The sequence below is a fragment of the Cobetia sp. Ld8 genome, assembly GCF_045066615.1.
Classification (GTDB): Bacteria; Pseudomonadota; Gammaproteobacteria; order Pseudomonadales; family Halomonadaceae; genus Cobetia; species Cobetia amphilecti.
Genome location: NZ_JBISHF010000009.1, coordinates 244458 through 265596 on the forward strand (window position 1 = coordinate 244458; position 21139 = coordinate 265596).

General features: G+C 61.4%; 21 protein-coding genes. All 21 read left to right on the top strand.

What is annotated here, in order from left to right:
- Positions 1 to 137 precede the first annotated feature (137 nt).
- The 21 genes from erpA to glmS all read left to right on the top strand — a co-directional run bounded on the left by erpA (position 138) and on the right by glmS (position 21053).
- Positions 138 to 491 carry an iron-sulfur cluster insertion protein ErpA gene (erpA, locus tag ACJJV2_RS17280; RefSeq protein ID WP_043331693.1) on the top strand — a complete coding sequence of 118 codons (354 nt, stop codon included), beginning with the start codon at positions 138 to 140 and terminating at the stop codon, positions 489 to 491.
- A 234-nt stretch (positions 492 to 725) separates the two neighbouring features.
- A complete protein-coding gene (locus ACJJV2_RS17285; protein ID WP_405282355.1) occupies positions 726 to 1487 on the top strand; it encodes a transporter substrate-binding domain-containing protein in 762 nt (253 codons plus the stop codon).
- A gap of 150 nt (positions 1488 to 1637) precedes the next feature.
- Positions 1638 to 2309 (top strand): amino acid ABC transporter permease, encoded by a 672-nt coding sequence (locus ACJJV2_RS17290; protein WP_107335776.1) that lies wholly within the window; start codon positions 1638 to 1640, stop codon positions 2307 to 2309.
- A 109-nt stretch (positions 2310 to 2418) separates the two neighbouring features.
- Positions 2419 to 3165 carry an amino acid ABC transporter ATP-binding protein gene (locus ACJJV2_RS17295; protein ID WP_348472496.1) on the top strand — a complete coding sequence of 249 codons (747 nt, stop codon included), beginning with the start codon at positions 2419 to 2421 and terminating at the stop codon, positions 3163 to 3165.
- 1074 nt (positions 3166 to 4239) lie between these two features.
- Positions 4240 to 4524 carry a hypothetical protein gene (locus ACJJV2_RS17300; protein ID WP_216061099.1) on the top strand — a complete coding sequence of 95 codons (285 nt, stop codon included), beginning with the start codon at positions 4240 to 4242 and terminating at the stop codon, positions 4522 to 4524.
- Between the two features lie 17 nt (positions 4525 to 4541).
- A complete protein-coding gene (gene mnmG, locus ACJJV2_RS17305) occupies positions 4542 to 6464 on the top strand; it encodes a tRNA uridine-5-carboxymethylaminomethyl(34) synthesis enzyme MnmG (RefSeq protein WP_405282356.1) in 1923 nt (640 codons plus the stop codon).
- The gene (rsmG, locus tag ACJJV2_RS17310; protein WP_043331700.1) at positions 6461 to 7111 is read left to right on the top strand and encodes a 16S rRNA (guanine(527)-N(7))-methyltransferase RsmG; all 651 of its coding nucleotides are present in this window, start codon (positions 6461 to 6463) and stop codon (positions 7109 to 7111) included. Before mnmG ends, rsmG begins: the two co-directional genes overlap by 4 nt.
- 149 nt (positions 7112 to 7260) lie before the next feature.
- The gene (locus tag ACJJV2_RS17315) at positions 7261 to 8028 is read left to right on the top strand and encodes a ParA family protein (RefSeq protein ID WP_043331702.1); all 768 of its coding nucleotides are present in this window, start codon (positions 7261 to 7263) and stop codon (positions 8026 to 8028) included.
- A gap of 18 nt (positions 8029 to 8046) precedes the next feature.
- Positions 8047 to 8994, top strand: a complete 948-nt coding sequence (locus ACJJV2_RS17320) for a ParB/RepB/Spo0J family partition protein (RefSeq protein WP_043331703.1) — start codon at positions 8047 to 8049, stop codon at positions 8992 to 8994.
- Positions 8995 to 9399: 405 nt separating this feature from the next.
- Positions 9400 to 9804, top strand: a complete 405-nt coding sequence (locus tag ACJJV2_RS17325) for an ATP synthase subunit I (RefSeq protein ID WP_043331819.1) — start codon at positions 9400 to 9402, stop codon at positions 9802 to 9804.
- A 9-nt stretch (positions 9805 to 9813) separates the two neighbouring features.
- A complete protein-coding gene (atpB, locus tag ACJJV2_RS17330; protein WP_043331706.1) occupies positions 9814 to 10677 on the top strand; it encodes a F0F1 ATP synthase subunit A in 864 nt (287 codons plus the stop codon).
- A gap of 101 nt (positions 10678 to 10778) precedes the next feature.
- Positions 10779 to 11027, top strand: coding sequence for a F0F1 ATP synthase subunit C (atpE, locus tag ACJJV2_RS17335; protein WP_011508579.1), 249 nt, complete (start codon positions 10779 to 10781; stop codon positions 11025 to 11027).
- A 64-nt stretch (positions 11028 to 11091) separates the two neighbouring features.
- Entirely contained in the window at positions 11092 to 11562 is a 471-nt protein-coding gene (locus tag ACJJV2_RS17340; protein WP_043331708.1) for a F0F1 ATP synthase subunit B, read from the top strand.
- A 13-nt stretch (positions 11563 to 11575) separates the two neighbouring features.
- Positions 11576 to 12118: a F0F1 ATP synthase subunit delta gene (locus ACJJV2_RS17345; protein WP_043331710.1), complete on the top strand. Its 543-nt coding sequence runs from the start codon at positions 11576 to 11578 to the stop codon at positions 12116 to 12118.
- Between the two features lie 16 nt (positions 12119 to 12134).
- Positions 12135 to 13679 carry a F0F1 ATP synthase subunit alpha gene (gene atpA / locus ACJJV2_RS17350; protein WP_043331712.1) on the top strand — a complete coding sequence of 515 codons (1545 nt, stop codon included), beginning with the start codon at positions 12135 to 12137 and terminating at the stop codon, positions 13677 to 13679.
- 67 nt (positions 13680 to 13746) lie between these two features.
- Complete coding sequence (gene atpG / locus ACJJV2_RS17355; protein WP_107335781.1) at positions 13747 to 14613, top strand: F0F1 ATP synthase subunit gamma; 867 nt, start codon at positions 13747 to 13749, stop codon at positions 14611 to 14613.
- Between the two features lie 56 nt (positions 14614 to 14669).
- A complete protein-coding gene (atpD, locus tag ACJJV2_RS17360; protein ID WP_043331716.1) occupies positions 14670 to 16043 on the top strand; it encodes a F0F1 ATP synthase subunit beta in 1374 nt (457 codons plus the stop codon).
- A gap of 29 nt (positions 16044 to 16072) precedes the next feature.
- Positions 16073 to 16495, top strand: coding sequence for a F0F1 ATP synthase subunit epsilon (locus tag ACJJV2_RS17365; RefSeq protein ID WP_054556360.1), 423 nt, complete (start codon positions 16073 to 16075; stop codon positions 16493 to 16495).
- A gap of 327 nt (positions 16496 to 16822) precedes the next feature.
- Positions 16823 to 18193, top strand: coding sequence for a bifunctional UDP-N-acetylglucosamine diphosphorylase/glucosamine-1-phosphate N-acetyltransferase GlmU (gene glmU / locus ACJJV2_RS17370; RefSeq protein WP_405282357.1), 1371 nt, complete (start codon positions 16823 to 16825; stop codon positions 18191 to 18193).
- 221 nt (positions 18194 to 18414) lie between these two features.
- Entirely contained in the window at positions 18415 to 19194 is a 780-nt protein-coding gene (locus ACJJV2_RS17375; protein ID WP_043331724.1) for a DeoR/GlpR family DNA-binding transcription regulator, read from the top strand.
- Between the two features lie 11 nt (positions 19195 to 19205).
- Entirely contained in the window at positions 19206 to 21053 is a 1848-nt protein-coding gene (gene glmS / locus ACJJV2_RS17380; protein ID WP_405282358.1) for a glutamine--fructose-6-phosphate transaminase (isomerizing), read from the top strand.
- Positions 21054 to 21139: the final 86 nt, after the last annotated feature.

Genomic DNA, 21139 nt, shown 5'->3' on the forward strand with positions numbered 1-21139 from the left:
TACGCCCGCAAGGCAGCACGTCAGACAAAGTTGACCCTTTTGCTCGGATATAGGGATAATAGGCGTCATTCCGTTCTCTATACCGTGCCGGGCGCTGTCTTCAGCGTCCGGCCTCCGACTCCTTCCAGGAGGCCCGCATGAGCGAAGCACAAAGCTTCATCCCGACGCCGTTGTACCTGTCCGAGCGCGCCAGTGCCCGGATTGCAGCGCTGCGCGCGGAAGAAGCCAACCCGGAGCTGCGTCTCAGGGTCTACGTCACTGGCGGCGGCTGTTCCGGCTTCCAGTACGGTTTCGATATCGCCACCGATCTGGCCGATGACGACACCGTGGTCGAGCTGGGCGAAGCCGCCATCGTGATCGACCCGCTGTCCTACCAGTATCTGGTCGGCTCGACGATCGACTATGAGGAAGGTCTGGCGGGCGCCCGCTTCATGATCCAGAACCCCAATGCCACCAGCACCTGTGGCTGCGGGTCTTCCTTCATGGTCTGACCAGTGAGGGCCTGAACGCGGGCCTGACACGCCCGCGCACGACATTGGCGTCTTGCTGACGCCTGATCGCCCCCTACCGGGAACCGGTAGGGGGCGATTTTTTTTCGTCATCTCAGTGGCTTGCAAGCTTCCCTTCGCCGCATGGCAGCGCCGGGAGACTTGACGGGGTCCGGTGTGCTCGTCAATCTAAAAACGCTATACATCCTAAAATCTAAATATAAAGAGGAATGTAAAATGCGCAGATCTCACCTGCTGGCCTCCCTCTCTGGCCTCGCGGCCGCCACCTTCATGGCCAGCGCTGCCCATGCCGTCACCCTCAAGGCGGCAACCGACCCGAGCTTCGTGCCCTTCGAGATGCTCGACCAGGAAAGCGGCGAGATGGTCGGCTTCGATATCGACATCCTCAATGCCATCGGCGAGCGCGCCGGCTTCGATATCGACCTCAAGACCATGGACTTCAATGGCATCATCCCCGCCGTGCAGACCGGTAGCGTCGATGTCGCCATCGCCGGCATCACCATCACCGAGGCGCGCGAGAAGATCGTCGACTTCACCGACCCCTACTATGACTCCGGCCTGCAGATTCTGACCTCGGCCAACAACGGCGACATCGAGGATATCGAGGGCCTGGAAGGCAAGAAGATCGGCACCAAGATCGGCTCCACCAGTTACGACTACCTCACCGCCAACCTTGGTGACTCCACCATCACGCCTTACCCGGGCAGTGCCGACATGTACATGGCCCTGATGTCCGGCAGCGTCGATGCCGTCTTCTACGATGCCCCCAACGTCGGCTACTTCGCCAAGACCAAGGGCAATGGACGCGTCAAGACGGTGGGGCCGCTCTATGAAGGCCAGCAATACGGCATCGCCTTCACCGAAGGCAGCGAGTGGACCGAGGCCGCCAACAAGGCGCTGGCCGAGATGAAGTCCGATGGCAGCTATGCCGAGATCTACCAGAAGTGGTTCGGCGCCATGCCCAGCGACAGCCAGTAAACCGCTTTCGACTCGCCTCAGACGCCTCACGTCGCGTAGTGCAGATCATCATCACGACATTTCGGCAGCGACAGCCTGCCGGAATGTCGGTCGTCTCGAACCTCCGGCTCACCCAGCGATGCATGAGAGGTTCGTGCCAAGGAGCCCCCCGTGGACGTTCAGTTCCAGTTTGATTGGCAGGCCGCACTCAATTCGGTGCCCTACCTGCTCGAGGGCATTCCCTGGACCCTCGCCATTTCCTTCGGTGGCCTCGCCATCGGCTTCGTGCTCGGCATCCTGTTCGGACTGCTGAGCCTGTCTCCCAGCCGCCTCCTGCGCTGGGTCGCCACCGCCTATATCGAGATCTTCCGTGGCACCCCGGTACTCGTCCAGGTGCTCTTCATCTTCTATGGCCTGCCGCAGATCATCGGTGGCCCCATCGATGCCCTGACCGCCGGCATCGCCGCGATCGCCTTGAACTCGGCGGCCTATATCTCGGAAATCGTGCGCGGTGGCGTGCAGTCCATCGCCCGTGGCCAGCGGGAAGCCGGGCTGTCACTCGGCCTTTCCACCCCGCAGACCTTCCGCTATGTCATCTGGCCCCAGGCGCTACGCCGCATGATCCCTGCGCTTGGCAACCAGGGCATCGTCTCGATCAAGGACACCTCGCTGTTCTCGGTGATCGGCGTCGGTGAGCTGGTGCGTCAGGGGCAGATCTACATCGCCACGACCTTCAATGCGCTGGAAACCTACTTCATGGTCGCGCTGCTGTATCTGGTGATCACCCTCAGCCTGTCATTTGGCTTGCGGATGCTCGAGCGCCGCGGGTTGGTGGGCCAATGATGTCTCTCTGCCCCCCAAACGTGACGGATATAGCCGCGCCATCTCTCCTTCTGCCTGATCTCATTTCTCTGACGACCTTCCGGCATGCAGCGCCGGTTCGGAGCGCCCCATGACTGCCATCGTGAAGATGCACAAGCTCAACAAGCATTTCGGCAGCCTGCATGTCCTCAAGGACATCGAGCTCGAGGTCGCCCAGGGGGAGGTGGTGGTGATCATCGGGGCCAGTGGCTCCGGCAAGTCGACACTGATTCGCTGCGTGAACGGCCTGGAGGAGTTTCAGGACGGCAACATCGAGGTGGATGGACATTCGCTGATCCCCCACGGCAAGAGCCACCGGGCGCTCAAGGCGATACGCACCGAAGTCGGCATGGTCTTCCAGCAGTTCAACCTCTTCCCGCACATGAGCGTGCGTGACAACGTCAGCCTGGCCCCCATCAAGGTGCGCGGCACCTCACGACCGGCGGCCGAGCAGCAAGCCGATACGCTGCTCGAGCGGGTCAATATCCTCGAGCAGGCCGACAAGTACCCGGGGCAACTCTCCGGCGGCCAGCAGCAACGCGTGGCCATTGCCCGCTCACTGGCGATGGAACCGCGCCTGATGCTGTTCGATGAGCCCACCTCGGCACTGGACCCGGAAATGATCGGCGAGGTACTCGATGTCATGCGCAAGTTGGCTCGCGAAGGCATGACGATGATGATCGTCACCCATGAAATGAGTTTTGCCCGTGAAGTGGCAGACCGGGTGGTGTTCATCCATCAGGGCAGTATCGTCGAGGAAGGCACGCCAGAAGAGGTCTTCGATACACCGCAACATCCACGTACCCAGAGCTTCCTGGCCCGCGTACTGTCCCACTGAGCGTCTTCCACAAGGCTCACTGAGCCACTGGTCAGACAAGCGTTGAGCACGTGATGTCCCCACCCGCTGCCATGCGTGCAGCGGGCATGCCCCGACCGTCAGGTTGGGGCATTTTTTTGTCCCCAGAGAGGCTTGCGAGCCCTGCGGATCGCCAAACGATGAAAAATCTTCTCCCTCCACGCCATCTGTCGGCATTTTGAGAAGAAAAAAACGAATTTTTTTGGCCCCGGCCACCCCCTTGCCAGGTCACGCAAACACGCCTTGGCGCTCGAACAAATGACGCTTTCCCCGCCTGGCAGTCCTCACTTAGGCGTCGTTTGAGCGTGTGAAAAACAGGGATAAATCAGGGGCCTAGCCGGAAAACCACACGAGGATAACGTGCACCGTCAGCCGCCGGGACAGCGTTCAGGCAATCTCAGCGGCCGACATGGGCAAAACAAGCGAAAAAGTATCCACAGGCTGGGTCGCGTCGCGTCATTGGCACCATTGGCGAGGGCTGTAGCCATTCACGCACCACTTATCCCATGACTGTCTACAGCCTTGGGCAGCGCAGGAAATCGACATTTGCCTCTGTGGACATTTTCCGGCATTATCCGCGGCCTTCTTGCCGTCAGGCCATGCAGCACTAGGGGTTGTGGGTAACAACGCCACTTGTGCACAGCAGGGCAGAAAAGTCGGGTACCAGCTCGGTATGAATCAGGGGATAATCGGGGCTGTGGACAAGGGCGCATTTCATCCACAGGAAGCGACCGGTGGCGTCCTCAGGTACTCCGCATTTTCTCCCCAACTATATCAACATCGTAAGCTTTTGATTTGTAACAGATAAAGTCGATTTCCCACTGATTTTGTCCACAACAGTAGTTACAACATCAACAGAACCCCTTTTTCTTTTCTTTATATAATCTTGTTATCCGGAAACCCGAAGGACGGACCGAGACCTCACGATCGACCTGACGTGAACTCGCCGAACCCGAAGTGTTCGGGATAACGAACGGCTGTCTGGGTAGCGCATCCCTCGCCGGAAAATCGACGCGTCGTATCCGCAAGACTCGTGAATCGCCGCGGCGTGGATTGATGCCCCAGAAGAAACAACCCGGGCATTCGCTCATGGGCTGCCAGGGCAAGGCGCTGTGGAAAACTCCTGACGCTTACCCACAGGCGGTTTATACTGTGCGGCCCGGACGTCATCCTGCTGGCTTGCAAGCTCCCTCACCGGTCGAGCACATGCCTTCGGCGACGGACATCATTCGCCATGCCGTCTGGCAGTTCTTGATTCATCCAGGCATCGATTCATCGCCCTGTCTGGCCGATTTGCCTGCTTCGCCAACCAGCGAACAGCGCTTCACCCAAGTTTCGTGATACCCCGAGGTGCCAACGTGGATTACCCGAACCGCTTTGACGTGATCGTCATCGGCGGCGGTCATGCCGGTACGGAAGCCGCACTGGCTGCTGCCCGCATGGGCCGTCAGACCCTGCTGCTGACCCATAACATCGAGACGCTGGGCCAGATGTCCTGCAATCCCGCCATCGGCGGGATCGGCAAGAGCCATCTGGTCAAGGAGATCGATGCGCTGGGCGGTGCCATGGGCTTGGCCACCGACATGGCGGGTATCCAGTTCCGTACCCTGAATGCCCGCAAGGGGCCGGCAGTGCGTGCCACTCGTGCACAGGCTGACCGGGCGCTGTACAAGGCCGCGATCCGCAACGTGCTGGAAAACCAGCCGAACCTGACGCTGTTCCAGCAGGGTGCGGAAGACCTGATCGTCGAAGGCGAGACCGTGCGGGGTGTCGTCACCCAGACCGGGATCCGCTTCCACGCCACCACGGTGGTGCTGGCGACCGGGACCTTCCTCGGCGGCGTGATCCACATCGGCCTGGACAACCATGCCGGTGGCCGTGCCGGTGATCCGCCCGCCAATGGCCTGGCATCGCGTCTGCGTGAACTGCCGTTCCGGGTCGATCGCCTCAAGACCGGCACCCCGCCGCGCATCGATGCCAAGAGCGTCGACTTCAGCAAGATGGAAGCCCAGCCGGGCGACACGCCGCGTCCGGTGATGTCCTACATGGGCAGCCGTGAGATGCAGCCGGAGCAGGTCAACTGCTACATCACGCACACCAACGAGCGCACTCACGAGATCATCTTCGCCAATCTCGACCGTTCGCCGATGTACTCCGGCGTCATCGATGGCGTCGGGCCGCGTTACTGCCCGTCCATCGAGGACAAGGTGCATCGCTTCGCCGACAAGAACAGCCACCAGGTCTTCATCGAGCCGGAAGGCCTGAATACCCATGAGCTGTATCCCAACGGCATCTCCACCTCGCTGCCCTTCGATACGCAGCTCGAGGTGGTGCGCTCGATCCGTGGCATGGAGAACGCGCACATCACGCGTCCCGGCTACGCCATCGAGTACGATTTCTTCAATCCCCAGGACCTGCATCACTCCCTGGAGACGCGTTTCATCAAGAACCTCTACTTCGCCGGTCAGATCAATGGCACCACCGGCTATGAAGAAGCCGGTGCCCAGGGGCTGCTGGCGGGTGTCAATGCCGCCTTGCGCGCCACTGACGACGAGTCCTGGCATCCGCTGCGTGATGAGGCCTACACCGGTGTGATGGTCGATGACCTGATCACCCTTGGCACGCGCGAGCCGTACCGCATGTTCACCTCGCGTGCCGAATATCGCCTGCTGCTGCGTGAGGACAATGCCGATCTACGCCTGACCGCCAAGGGGCGCGAGCTGGGCCTGATCGATGACGCCCGCTGGGAAGCCTTCGATCGCAAGCGTGAAGCCATCGCCCGCGAGACCGCGCGTCTCGAGAGCACCTGGCTGACGCCGAAGAGCCCGGAGCTGGCCCCGTTGAGCGACAAGCTCAGCTCGCCGCTCAAGCGCGAAGCCAGCCTGATGGAGCTGCTCAAGCGTCCGGAGCTCGAGTATCCGGATGTGGCAGGCCTGAAAGGGGAAGGGGTCGACGACTGGCGCATCGCCGAACAGGTACAGATCACTGCCAAGTACGCAGGCTATATCCAGCGTCAGCAGGAAGAGATCGACCGCCTGCGCCGTCACGAGCACACCGAACTGCCGACCAGCCTCGACTATGATTCCGTCGATGGTCTCTCCAACGAGATCAAGCAGAAGCTCAACGAAGCGCGCCCGGCGACGCTGGCCCAGGCCGGTCGCATTTCCGGTGTCACCCCGGCAGCTGTCTCTATCCTGTTGATTCACTTGAAGAAGCGTCAGCTGATCAAGGCGGAGACACCCGCAGATGCCGCAACGGCTGACACGGGAGCCGCGCAATGAGCCAGACGCTCAACGAGACACAGCGTGAACGTTGCGCTCAGCTGCTCAGTCGTGGTGCCAGCGCCATGGGAGTGGCGCTGAGCGAGGAACAGCACGCCCAGCTGATGACGTTGCTGGTGCTGTTGCACAAGTGGAATCGCGCCTATAACCTCACCGCGGTACGTGAGCCGGAGGCGATGGTGACTCGCCATCTGCTCGACAGCCTCAGTGTGCTGCCTTATATCAGTGGGCCACGTCTTCTGGATGTCGGCGCCGGCCCGGGCCTGCCCAGCATCGTGATCGCGATCATGCGTCCCGACATCGCCGTCGTGCCGCTGGATTCGAATGGCAAGAAGGTGCGCTTCCAGATTCAGGCCGGCCATGAGCTGGGCCTCAAGAATCTGAGCCCGACCCAGGTCCGTATCGAAGCCTATGATGGCGCGCCGTTCGAACAGATCATCTCGCGTGCCTTCGCCGATACCGATGCCTTCGTCAATCTGTCGGCGGCCGTGCTCGCCGAGGGCGGCGAATGGCTGGCCATGAAAGGGCGCATCCCCAGTGATGAGATTGCCCGCCTGCCGATGGGTGTCTCGCTGGTCGAGACATTGGTGCTGGAAGTGCCGGGCGAGGAAGGGGAGCGTCACCTTCTGCGCCTCAAGCGCGACTGATAAAGCGCCTCAAGGCGTGCGCAGGGATTGTGCCGGGCGCAAAAGGCAGGCAGCCTGATGTTTTCACGAGGGCAGATCATTGATCTGTCCTCGTGAGCATGTGGCTGGTGCCAATGGCCCCGCTTCTCAAGGAACCAAGGAAGTCGCTCGTGACCAAGATCATCGCGCTGACCAACCAGAAGGGTGGCGTCGGCAAGACCACCACTGCCGTCAATCTGGCGGCGTCGCTGGCGGCACTCGATCGCCGCGTTCTGCTGATCGATCTCGACCCGCAGGGCCATGCCACCATGGGCAGCGGCATCGACAAGCACGACCTCGAAGGCAGCGTGCTGGATGTGCTGCTGGGTGAGCTGCGTGCCAGTGACGTGATTCTCGATTGTCCCGATGCCGGCTACGCCCTGTTGCCCGGCAATGGCGACCTTACCGCCGCCGAGGTCGATCTTCTCGGTGTCGAGGGGCGTGAGCGCCGCCTCACGGAAGCTCTGGCGCCGATCGCCGCGGAATATGACGTGGTACTGATCGACTGCCCGCCCTCGCTCAACATGTTGACCGTCAATGCCCTGACCGCCGCCCATGGCGTGCTGATCCCGCTGCAGTGCGAGTTCTATGCGCTGGAAGGTCTGTCAGCGCTGCTCGATACCGTCGAGCAGATTCAAGGCAACGTGAATCCGGCCCTCGACGTGTTCGGGATCGTGCGTACCATGTACGACGCTCGCAACAGTCTGACCCGCGATGTCAGCAAGCAACTTTCCGATTACTTTGGCGATACCCTGATCAAGGCGACCATTCCGCGCAACGTGCGGGTGGCGGAAGCGCCGAGCCACGGCCTGCCGGTGACCAAGTATGCGCGTCTGTCGCGTGGCAGCCAGGCCTATCGGGTGCTCGCCAAGGAATTGATTCGTCGTCTCTCGCTGTAACTTCACCGAGGAAGGTCCATGACGCGTAAGCGTGCCCTGGGAAGGGGCCTGGATGCCCTGATTGGCGCCGGAAACCGCCGCCGCCATGTCGAAGCCGATATAGAAGCTGTCGATGGCGACGCCATCGATGCGTCACCGGATGCCGCGCTGGCCGCGAATCCGGCCGCTGCCACGGCGGAATTGCCCAGCGAGCGTCTCGAGCGCCTGCCGCTCGGGCAGCTGCAGCGTGGCAAGTATCAGCCACGGCGTGACATTCAGCCGGAAGCGCTCGAGGAGCTGGCGGATTCCATCCGGGCTCAGGGCGTGATGCAGCCCATCGTGGTGCGGCCGGTGGGGGAGGGGCGCTACGAGATCATCGCCGGCGAGCGCCGCTGGCGTGCCTCGCAGCTGGCGGAGCTGGATACCATCCCCGCCGTCGTCCGCGAAGGCATCAGCGATGAGATCGCGCTTGCGCTGGCATTGATCGAGAATATCCAGCGCGAGAATCTCAATCCGGTCGAGGAAGCCCTGGCGCTCAAGCGCCTGCTCGAGGAATTCGAGCTGACCCAGCAGCAGGTGGGCGACGCCGTCGGGCGTTCACGCGCCCAGGTCACCAACCTGCTGCGACTGCTGACGCTGGAACAGGAAGTGCAGACCCTGCTGGAGCGCGGTGAGCTCGACATGGGGCACGCGCGTGCCCTGATCGGCCTGACCCCGGCACGCCAGCGCAAGCTGGCCCATGAAGTGGTCGAGCGCGAGCTGACCGTGCGCCAGACCGAAGCGCTGGTGAAAAGCGTGCAGAAGGGTGAGCAGCCCAAGCCGGCACCGGCGCGACCGGACGCCGACATCCAGCGCCTGGAAACGCGCCTCTCGGAACAACTGGGCGCTGCCGTCAATATCCGTCACGGCAAGAGCGGCAAGGGCAAGGTCACCATCTCCTACACCAGTCTGGATGAACTGGACGGCATTCTTGGCCATATCCACTAGTGGGCGAGCAGGGGAGGACTGACCACGCGTCACACCTCCCCTGACGGCAATTTTCCGCGTGACGAATCACGATCCTCTTTCGCGCCCCTGTGACTCATTGTCGCAGGGGCGCGAAATGCATCTGACATTCAAGATATTGAAGGATGTTGCTGACGTCAGGTTGTGATTCATGCAACCCTGTGTCGCTCGCACCGCAAGCGACTGTCAACGTAAGCAAACTGTCATCGGTTTCCCGCAAGATAGTGAGGCTTTGGTCGTAAGCTTGCGAAAGATCAAGGAATTTAGCTTGTCGTTTGGTTGATGGCGGTGAAGCGCTCCCCTATAATCCGGCGAGTTTGCTCCCGGGCTGTGTCCAGCGCAGCGCCAGAAATGGCGAAGGCCATCATTGCGAGACACAGGTCCAAGATGCACAAGACGACACCCGCTGCTCTACAACGCCCTCAGGTGGCTCGATTGCTCTGGGGCCAGGCGCTGGTCATCGTGATTGCCGTCTTGCTGGCGGGAGTGATGAAAGGCAGTGGTGCGGCGCTTTCCGCGCTGTGTGGTGGGCTGGTCTGCCTGCTGCCCAATCTGTTTTTCGCCTGGCGTTCACTGCGTGTGACCGGTGCACGTTACGCCCAGGCAATGGTCAAGGCCTTCTATCAGGCCGAGGCCGGTAAGTTCGGTTTGACGGCCGTATTGTTTGCGTTCTTCTTCATTGCAGTGCCGCCCTCAAACCCCGCTTTATTTTTTTGCGCTTACGTGGCGGCAATGGCGGTTCACTGGCTGGGCCCCTGGCTGGTGAAGCGAACACCGTACACACGAACCTGAGGCAGAGTCATGGCAGGCACCAACCCGAGTCCCTCCGAATATATTCAGCACCACCTGCAGAATCTGACGTACGGCAACCACCCGGAACACGGATGGTCACTGGCGCACAGCGCTCAGGAAGCGGCCGACATGGGATTCTGGGCCATCCACCTGGATACCATGGGCTGGTCCATCGGTCTGGGCCTGATCTTCCTGTGCCTGTTCCGCAAGGTCGCCAAGTCCGCCACCACTGGCGTTCCCAGCGGTCTGCAGAACTTCGTCGAATTGATGGTCGAGTTCGTCGATCAGTCCGTGCGTGAGACCTTCCACGGTCGTTCACGCCTGATCGCACCGCTGTCACTGACGATCTTCTGCTGGATCTTCCTGATGAACCTGATGGACTTGATCCCCGTCGACTGGCTGCCTGGCGTTGCTGCCAAGGTCGGTGAGATGTTCGGCGCCGATCCGGCTCACGTGTTCTTCAAGGTGGTGCCGTCCACTGACATCAATGCCACGCTGGGCATGTCACTGTCCGTGTTCGCGCTGATCATCTTCTATTCCATTCGCGTCAAGGGCCTCAAGGGCTTCCTGGCCGAACTGACGCTGCACCCGTTCAACACCCCGAACAAGCTGGCACAGATCGCGCTGATTCCGGTCAACTTCCTGCTTGAGTTCGTGACGCTGATCGCCAAGCCGATCTCTCTGGCGCTGCGTCTGTTCGGTAACATGTATGCAGGCGAGCTGATCTTCATCCTGATCTCGCTGGTCGGTATCTGGCAGCTGCCCCTGCACTTCCCGTGGGCGGTCTTCCATATCCTGGTCATCACCCTGCAGGCATTCATCTTCATGATGCTGACCATCGTCTACCTGAGCATGGCCAGCGAAGACCACTGATGTAATTCGCCCCACGCCATTCGTGGCGTGGGGCAAGATTTCCGAGCTCTGCTCACACCCTCAACCCTTGACTTAAACTTGACTAAAACTGGAGTTCCACAATGGAAGCACAAGTTCTTGGCATGACCGCTATCGCCGTCTCCCTGCTGATCGGCCTGGGCGCCCTGGGCACCGCCATCGGTTTCGGTATCCTCGGTGGCAAGTTCCTGGAAGGCGCAGCGCGTCAGCCGGAAATGATCCCGCAGCTGCAGGTCAAGATGTTCATCGTCGCTGGTCTGCTGGATGCCGTGACCATGATCGGTGTTGGTATCGCGCTGTTCTTCACCTTCGCCAACCCGTTTGTCGGTTAAACATCGGCTGGCCTCCGGCCTACCGTGTTTTTGACCCAACAATCGTGAAGCGAGAGGTGCTGGCGTGAATCTGAACTTAACCCTGATTGGTCAGGCCATCGCCTTTGCGGTCTTCGTTTATTTCTGCATGAAGTATGTCTGGCCGCCGGTCACACAGGCTCTGGCAGAACGTCAGAAGAAGATTGCAGATGGTCTGGATGCTGCCAGCCGTGCTACCCGTGACCTCGAACTGGCGCAGGAAAAAGCCACCGAGACTCTGCGGGAAAGCAAGGATGAAGCAGCACGCATCATTGAGCAGACCCATAAGCGCTCCAACCAGATGATCGAGGAAGCACGTGAAACTGCACGTGCGGAAGGCGAGCGTCTCGTTGCGCAGGCCCGTGCCGAAATCTCCCAGGAGATCAACCAGGCCAAGGACGAGCTCCGTGGTCAGGTCGCTGCTCTTGCAGTGGTCGGCGCCGAGCGCATCCTGGAATCCTCCATCGACGAAGCCAAGCACCGCGAGCTGATTGACAAGCTCGCTGCCGAGCTCTGAGGAGACTGATTCCATGGCTGAAACGTCTACCTCCACCGCGGCTCGCCCGTACGCCAAGGCGGCGTTCGAGTTTGCACGCGGCCAGCAGGCGCTAGAGGCTTGGTCCGGCATGTTGTCGACAGCGGCGCTCGTCGCTGTCGACGCAAACGTCAAGGCGGTGCTCGACAACCCCAAGCTCTCCACCGAGCACAAGGTTGGCACCTTCCTGGACGTGTGCGGTGAGGCGCTGGATGACAGCGCCCGCAACTTCATCCGGACTCTCGGTGAGCAGGACCGCCTTGCGGCCCTGCCCTCCGTGGCCGAATTGTTCGAGGCCCAGAAGGCCGAGCAGGAACAGCGTGTCGAGGTGACCCTGGTGTCTGCCTTTGCACTGGAGAGTGAGCAGGAAGAAAAGCTCGCCACTGCCCTGCGCAAGCGTCTGAACCGCGACATCTCCATTACCACTCAGGTGGATAGTACGCTGCTCGGCGGCGTCATCATCCGTGCCGGAGATACCGTCATTGACGGCTCCGTGCGCGGCAAGCTGGCCCGGCTTTCCGAAGCACTGAACTCCTGAGTCCGAGGGACATGGCATGCAGCAACTGAATCCTTCCGAGATCAGCGACATCATCAAGCAGCGTATCGAAAAGCTTGACGTCGCATCCGAAGCCCGTAATCAGGGCACCATCGTCAGCGTCTCCGACGGCATCGTGCAGATCCACGGCCTCGCAGACGTCATGTTCGGTGAGATGATTGAATTCCCGGGTGGCGTCTTTGGTATGGCGCTTAACCTTGAGCGCGACAGCGTCGGTGCTGTCGTTCTGGGTGACTACCTCCAGCTCGAAGAGGGCATGACCGCGCAGTGCACCGGTCGTATCCTCGAAGTGCCGGTAGGCCCGGAAATGGTCGGCCGTGTGGTCGACGCGCTGGGTAACCCGATTGACGGCAAAGGCCCGATCGACGCCAAGCTGACTGACGCGGTTGAGAAGGTCGCTCCGGGCGTCATCGCCCGTGAGCCGGTCGACCAGCCGGTGCAGACAGGTCTGAAGTCCATCGATGCCATGGTGCCGATCGGCCGTGGTCAGCGCGAGCTGATCATCGGTGACCGTCAGATTGGTAAGTCCGCCATCGCGATTGATGCCATCATCAATCAGAAGGGCAAGGGCATTACCTGCGTCTACGTCGCCGTCGGCCAGAAGCAGTCCACCATTGCCAACGTCGTGCGCAAGCTCGAAGAGCACGGCGCGATGGAACACACCATCATCGTCGCTGCTGGCGCTTCCGATCCGGCTGCCATGCTGTTCCTGGCACCGTACGCCGGTTGCACCATGGGTGAGTACTTCCGCGACCGCGGTGAAGACGCGATGATCGTCTATGACGATCTGACCAAGCAGGCATGGGCGTATCGTCAGATCTCCCTGCTGCTCAAGCGTCCGCCGGGCCGTGAAGCCTACCCGGGTGACGTCTTCTATCTCCACTCCCGTCTGCTTGAGCGTTCCGCACGCGTCAACGCCGATTATGTCGAGCAGTTCACCAAGGGTGAAGTGAAAGGCAAGACCGGCTCCCTGACTGCGCTGCCGATCATCGAGACCCAGGGTGGCGACGTGTCTGCGTTCGTTCCGACCAACGTGATCTCCATCACCGACGGTCAGATCTTCCTCGAGACCAGCCTGTTCAACTCCGGCATCCGTCCGTCCATCAACGCGGGTCTGTCTGTTTCCCGTGTCGGTGGTGCTGCTCAGACCAAGATCATCAAGAAGTTGGGTGGTGGTGTGCGTCTGGCACTGGCTCAGTACCGTGAGCTGGCAGCTTTCTCCCAGTTCGCCTCTGATCTGGACGAAGCGACCCGCAAGCAGCTCGAGCATGGTCAGCGTGTCACCGAGCTGATGAAGCAGAAGCAGTACTCTCCGATGTCCGTGGCCGACATGGCGATCTCGCTGTTCGCGGCCAACGAAGGCTACCTGGATGACGTCGACGTCGCCAAGGTGCTGGGCTTCGAGAAGGCGCTGCTGGACTTCATGCGCTCCGAGCACGCGGATCTTCTGGACAAGATCAATCAGTCCGGCGGCTACGATGACGAGATCAAGAATGGTCTCAAGGCTGGCGTCGAGAAGTTCAAGGCGACTCAAAGCTGGTAAGTGGCATGGCCCGGCCAGTCCGGGCCCTGTCGTTTCCCTTCGGGTGGCATGAATAAGGCAGATCGCTATGGCAGCTGCAAAAGAGATTCGCTCCCAGATCGGGAGCATCAAAAATACGCAAAAGATCACCAGCGCCATGGAAATGGTGGCTGCGTCCAAGATGCGTAAAGCGCAGGATCGCATGGCGGCCAGCCAGCCTTATGCTCATCAGATCCGCAAGGTTGTAGGACACATCGCCCGGGCCAACCCGGAATATCGCCATCCGTATCTGATGGAACGCGATGTGAAGCGTGTCGGTTATATCGTGGTCTCCAGTGATCGCGGCCTGTGTGGTGGCCTGAACGCCAATCTGTTCAAGGCTGTCACCAAGCATGCGAAGAGCTGGCGCGACCAGGGTGTCGAGGTGGACTTCTGTGCCCTCGGCTCCAAGGCCGGTACCTTCTTCCGCAACTACGGTGGCAACCTGCTTGCCGCCAAGTCCGGTCTCGGGGATTCCCCGGGTGCCCAGGATCTGATCGGTAGCGTCAAGGCCATGCTGGACGCATTCGACGAGGGCAGCCTCGACCGTCTGTACGTGGTGTTCAACGAGTTCGTCAACACCATGACGCAGAAGCCGGTCGTGCGTCAGCTGCTTCCTCTCGAAGCTGATCTGAATGACGAAGAAACCGGTCCCACTACATGGGACTACCTGTATGAGCCGGATGCCGTCTCGTTGCTCGACAAGCTGCTCAAGCGCTATGTCGAGGCCCAGGTCTACCAGGCCGTGGTCGAGAACATCGCCTGCGAACAGGCAGCGCGAATGATCGCAATGAAGAGTGCGACCGATAACGCCGGCGACCTGATCGACGACCTTCAGCTGGTCTACAACAAGGCCCGCCAGGCAGCGATCACTCAGGAAATCTCCGAGATCGTATCCGGTGCCGCCGCCGTCTGATGACAGCGTGGCAACAGGCAAGCAGGTTTCAATCGCAGGTTTAAGAGGAACCAGGAATGAGCGGACGTATCGTACAAATCATCGGCGCGGTGATTGACGTCGAGTTTCCGCGGGACGCAGTGCCCAAGGTCTACGACGCCCTGAACGTCGCCGATAGCGAGACCGTACTCGAAGTCCAGCAGCAGCTGGGTGACGGCGTGGTCCGTACTATCGCAATGGGTTCGACCGAAGGCCTCAAGCGCAGTCTCGCAGTTGAGAGCACCGGTGCTCCGATCTCCGTGCCGGTCGGCACGGCGACTCTGGGTCGCATCATGAACGTGCTGGGTCAGCCGATCGACGAAGCTGGCGACGTGGGTGCTGAAGAGCACATGCCGATTCACCGTGCAGCCCCGAGCTTCGCGGAACAGGCAGCGTCCAACGAGCTTCTGGAAACCGGCATCAAGGTCATCGACCTGGTCTGCCCGTTCGCCAAGGGCGGCAAGGTCGGTCTGTTCGGCGGCGCCGGTGTCGGCAAGACCGTCAACATGATGGAGCTGATCCGCAACATCGCCACCGAGCACAGCGGTTATTCCGTGTTCGCGGGCGTGGGTGAGCGTACTCGTGAAGGTAACGATTTCTTCCACGAAATGAAGGAATCCAACGTTCTCGACAAGGTTGCCCTGGTCTATGGCCAGATGAACGAGCCGCCGGGTAACCGTTTGCGCGTGGCACTGACCGGTCTGACCATCGCCGAGAAGTTCCGTGACGAAGGTCGTGACGTTCTGCTGTTCGTCGACAACATCTATCGTTACACCTTGGCGGGGACCGAAGTGTCCGCACTGCTGGGTCGTATGCCGTCCGCGGTAGGTTATCAGCCGACTCTGGCGGAAGAGATGGGCGTCCTGCAGGAACGCATCACTTCTACCAAGACTGGCTCGATCACTTCCGTGCAGGCCGTTTACGTCCCCGCGGATGACTTGACCGATCCGTCTCCGGCGACCACCTTCTCGCACCTTGACGCGACTGTCGTACTGTCCCGTCAGATTGCCGAGCTGGGTATCTATCCGGCCGTTGACCCGCTCGACTCCACCTCTCGTCAGCTCGACCCGCTGGTCGTTGGCGAAGAGCACTACAACACTGCCCGTAACGTTCAGGGTGTGTTGCAGCGCTACAAGGAGCTGAAAGACATCATCGCCATCCTCGGGATGGACGAGCTGTCTGACGAAGACAAGCAGACCGTGGCACGTGCGCGTAAGATCCAGCGCTTCCTGTCACAGCCGTTCTTCGTTGCGGAAATCTTCACCGGCGCGCCGGGCAAGTACGTGTCCCTCAAGGACACCATCCGCGGCTTCCAGGGTATCCTGGACGGCGAATATGACGCACTGCCGGAGCAGGCGTTCTACATGGTCGGCACCATCGACGAAGCTGTCGAGAAAGCCAAGGGCATGTAATTTCCCTGTTCAGGCATGAGGAAACAGGTATGGCTATGAGCGTCCATTGCGACATCGTCAGCGCTGAGAAAGGCATCTTTTCCGGCCTGGTCGAGCGTCTCGTGGCTGCCGGCAGCGAAGGTGACCTCGGCATCATGCCGGGTCACGCTCCGCTGCTGACCGAGCTGCAACCCGGCCCGATTCGCGTTCAGCGTCAGGGTGGGGCCGAGGAAATCTACTACGTCAGTGGCGGATTCCTCGAAGTGCAGCCGAACCTCGTTTCAGTCCTCGCCGACACCGCAGTACGTGCCGACGATCTGGATGAGGCGGCAGCCCAGGAAGCCAAGGAAGTGGCCTTGAAGGCCATGAACGACCAGGCTTCCGAACTGGAATACTCACGCGCCACGGCCGAACTGGCCGAGGCGATGGCCAAGCTGCGCACCGTGCAGCAGATGCGTCGTCACACGCGCTGAGATGCACTGGGCCATGACGGCCAGTGACAGGAAAGAGGCGACCTTCGGGTCGCCTTTTTTTGTGCTCGTCACCAGGGGATTACCCGTCTTGCCGCTGGGGTAGCCTGGCGCGATTCAAGGTTGAGCGTGCTCATCCGTCAGCACCTTGAGCGCTGAGCCGGTTGGCTGAGAGCTCTTGCGGGAGCACTGCTACTTTCTCGGGTCTGTTCTCGGCGACAGTCCCGTGGGTAAACCTCGTCACTGGCAGGTCACGGATCAGCTGCTATCATGGCGCCACTATTTTCAGGGCTTCAGGTATGAAGACCCGCTTTCTACAGGAGTTCACCGATGAGCAGCGCAGAGCGTACCGACGTCGTCATTCTTGCCGCAGGCCAGGGCACCCGCATGCGTTCCAAATTGCCGAAGGTGCTGCACCCGTTGGCAGGCAAGGCAATGGTGCGTCATGTGGCTGACACCGCTGCAGGCCTGGACGGTGCGCATCTGAATGTCGTCATCGGTCATGGTGGTGAGCGCGTTCAGCAGCAGCTGGCCGATACCGGCGCCAGCTTCGCGGTGCAGGCAGAGCAGAAGGGCACCGGCCACGCCGTGGCCCAGTCACTGGACGCCATCGGTGATGGCAAGGTGCTGATCCTGTATGGCGATGTGCCGCTGATTCGTCGCGAGACCCTCGAAGCGCTGCTGGCCGAAGTCAGTGAGCAGACTCTGGGCCTGCTGACGGTGATTCTGGAAGACCCGACAGGCTATGGCCGTATCGTGCGTGACGCCGAAGGCCGCGTCAGCGCCATCGTCGAGCACAAGGATGCCACGCCGGAGCAGCTGGCCATCCAGGAAGGCAACACCGGTATCCTCGCCACCACCGGTGCTCAGCTCAAGCGCTGGCTGCCGGCGCTGTCCGCCGACAATGCCCAGGGCGAGTATTACCTGACCGACATCATCGCCATGGCAGCCAGCGAAGGCGTCAACATCGCCACCGCCCAGCCGGCGGCGGTCGAGGAAGTGCAGGGCGTCAACAACCGCCTGCAGCTGGCCGATCTCGAGCGTGCCTTCCAGCGTCGTGAGGCCAACCGCCTGATGACCGAAGGCGCCAGCCTGGCCGATCCGGCACGCATCGACGTGCGCGGCAAGCTGACCATCGGCACTGACATCAGCATCGATGTCGGCTGCATCTTCGAAGGCGACGTCACCCTGGCCGATGATGTGGTCATCGGCGCCCACTGCGTGATCCGCAACGCCACCATCGGGGCCGGCGCCAACATCGCGCCGCACAGCGTCATCGACGGCGCCGTGCTGGAAGGCGACAACAACGTCGGTCCGTTCGCGCGTCTGCGTCCGGGCACCGAGCTTGCGCGTGGCGCACGCATCGGCAACTTCGTCGAGACCAAGAATGCCCAGGTCGGTGTCGATGCCAAGATCAATCACCTGAGCTATGTCGGCGATGCCACCCTCGGTGAGGCCGTCAATGTCGGCGCCGGCACCATCACCTGCAACTACGATGGTGCCAACAAGTTCCGCACCGAAATCGGCGCCAATGCCTTCATCGGCTCCAACTCGGCGCTGGTGGCACCGCTCAAGATCGGTGCCGGTGCCACCGTGGGTGCCGGTTCTACCTTGAGCCGCGATGTCGCCGAGGGCGCGCTGAGCGTGGCGCGTGGCAAGCGTATCGACAAGCCGGAATGGCCGCGTCCGACCAAGAAGTGATCGGCAGCTGTGATCGGCAGTTGTGGTAGCGATGCTTGCCCCTGAGGGGAGATGAGCATCACCGGCGGGGAGGCACCGACAGGTGTCTCCCCGTTTTTCGTCACAGCTGATTGTGCTGGACGACCTGCCGGGAGTGAATCGTCTCATCCTCTAGCGTCTTTCACTTGATGTTTCGATTCATCTCTCTTATCTTTCGGTTCGAAACTTTATGGGAGTCCCCGATGTCAAAGCGACTGACACCACAACGGCGTCACCAGATCCTTGATCAGCTGGCGCGTGACGGTGAGGTCAGTGTCGAGGCACTGGCGCGGGAGCTTGCCACCTCGGAGGTCACCATCCGCAAGGACCTGGCCTTCCTCGAGAAGAGTGGCCTGCTGCTCAGACGCTATGGCGGCGCCGTGGCCATGCCGCGTGAGCTGCTGGTGCATGACGAGCCGGTCAGCGCCGCCAAGCAGGCCATCGCCCGTCTCGCCGCGAGCCGTATCCGCGCCCATCAGCGCATCATCATCGACAGTGGCACCACCACGGTGGTGTTGATTCCCGAGCTAAAGGGCCGGGATGACCTGATCGTGATGACCAACTCGTTGAGCGTGGCCAATGCCATCCGCGAGCTGGAAAACGAGCCGGTGCTGCTGATGACCGGCGGCACCTGGGACCCGCACTCCGATTCCTTCCAAGGCCAGGTGGCGGAGCAGGTGCTGCGCAGCTATGACTTTGATCAGGTGTTTCTCGGCGCGGATGGTCTCGATCTCGAGCGTGGCACCACCACCTTCAACGAGCTGATCGGCCTGTCGCGCGTGATGGCCGAGGTGTCGCGTGAAGTGGTGGTGATGGCGGAATCCCACAAGCTGGGCCGCCGCATTCCCAATCTGGAGCTGGCCTGGTCCAGCGTCAGTACCCTGATAACCGATGACGCGTTGCCTGATGCTGCGCGTGACCAGATTCGTGCTCATGGCGTCGAGGTGTTGATCGCCCCGCTCATCGAGCCAGCAACTGCATAAGGAGATCGCTCATGTGTGGCATCGTCGGCGCCGTCGCCAGTCGTAACGTCCAGAACATCCTGCTCGAGGGCCTGCATCGCCTCGAATACCGTGGTTATGACAGCGCGGGCATGGCCGTCCTCTCCGAAGAGGGTCGCCTGAACCGCGTGCGCGCGCTGGGCAAGGTCGGGGCGCTGCAGAGCCGCCTCGAGGAAGCTCCGCTCAAGGGCCGTGTCGGCATCGCGCACACCCGCTGGGCCACCCATGGCGCGCCGAGCGAAGCCAATGCTCACCCGCACCAGTCCGGCGATAGCCTGGCCGTGGTCCACAACGGCATCATCGAGAATTATGAGACCCTCAAGCGCGAGCTGGAAGGTCAGGGTTATGTCTTCACCTCCGAGACGGACACCGAGGTCGTCGCCCACCTGCTGGCGCGGGAATACACCCTGAGTCAGGACCTTCTGACCGCGGTGCAGAAGGCCGTGGGGCTGCTCGATGGCGCCTTCGCGCTGGGCGTGGTGCATCGCGCCCAGCCGGACGTGCTGATCGGCGCGCGTCAGGGCAGCCCGCTGGTGATCGGTGTCGGGATCGATGAGCACTTCCTGGCCTCCGATCAGTTGGCGCTGCTGCAGGTCACCGATCGCTTCATCTACCTGAAGGAAGGCGATCTGGTGCGCATGACCGCCGAGAAGATCGAGATCTTCGAGCAGGGCGAGCGTCTGGTCACCGAGGCCAACGAGCGTCCGGTGCAGACCTTCGAGCACGCGCAGGATGCCGCTTCCAAGGGCGATTATCGTCACTTCATGCTCAAGGAGATCCACGAGCAGTCGCGTGTGTTGGCCGCCACGCTGGAAGGCCGCCTGAACGGTGATCACGTGCTGGTGCGCAGCTTCGGCAGCGAGGCGGAAAACCTCTTCCGCCAGGTCAAGCAGGTGCAGATCGTCGCCTGTGGTACCAGCTACCACGCCGGCATGGTCGCGCGTTACTGGATCGAGCGTCTGGCCGGCATTCCGGCGGCGGTCGAGGTCGCCTCCGAGTTCCGCTACCGTCCGGTGGTGGTCGCCGATGGCACCCTGTTCGTCACTCTGTCCCAGTCCGGCGAGACCGCCGATACGCTGTCCGCGCTGCGTTATGCCCAGTCGCTGGGTGGCTTCCTCGGCAGTCTGGCGATCTGCAACGTCCCGGGCAGCTCGCTGGTGCGGGAATCAGACCTCAGCCTGATGACCATGGCCGGCCCGGAAATCGGCGTCGCCTCCACCAAGGCCTTCACCACCCAGCTGGTCGGACTGATGCTGCTGACACTGTCGCTGCGTCGTGTGCGTGGCGGTGATGAGGCCGGTGAAGCCGAGGTGGTGCGCGAGCTGCGTCAGCTGCCGTCGCTGGTCACCAAGGCACTGGCCATGGACAGCGAGATCGAGCGTCTCTCCGAGGCCTTCGCCGACAAGCACAATGCGCTGTTCCTCGGGCGTGGCACCCAGTTCCCCATCGCACTGGAAGGCGCGCTCAAGCTCAAGGAAATCTCCTACATCCACGCCGAGGCCTATCCGGCGGGTGAGCTGAAACATGGCCCGCTGGCACTGGTCGATGCCGACATGCCGGTAGTGGCGGTGGCACCGAACGACGAGCTGCTCGAGAAGCTCAAGTCGAACCTGCAGGAAGTGCGCGCGCGTGGCGGCGAGCTTTACGTGTTCGCTGATGAGAACATCAGCCTTGAAGAGAGCGAAGGCGTGCGCGTGCTGCGCATGCCGCATGTCAGCGAAGTGCTGGCGCCGATTCTCTACACCCTGCCGCTGCAGCTGCTGTCCTATCACGTCGCCGTGCTCAAGGGCACCGATGTCGATCAGCCGCGCAACCTGGCCAAGAGTGTCACGGTCGAGTAATTTGCGATGCAAGACTGCTGCGCCATATCTGGCGCAGCAGCAGATGAGCCCAGTCTCATTGTGCCAACGGCAGCCTCAGGGCTGCC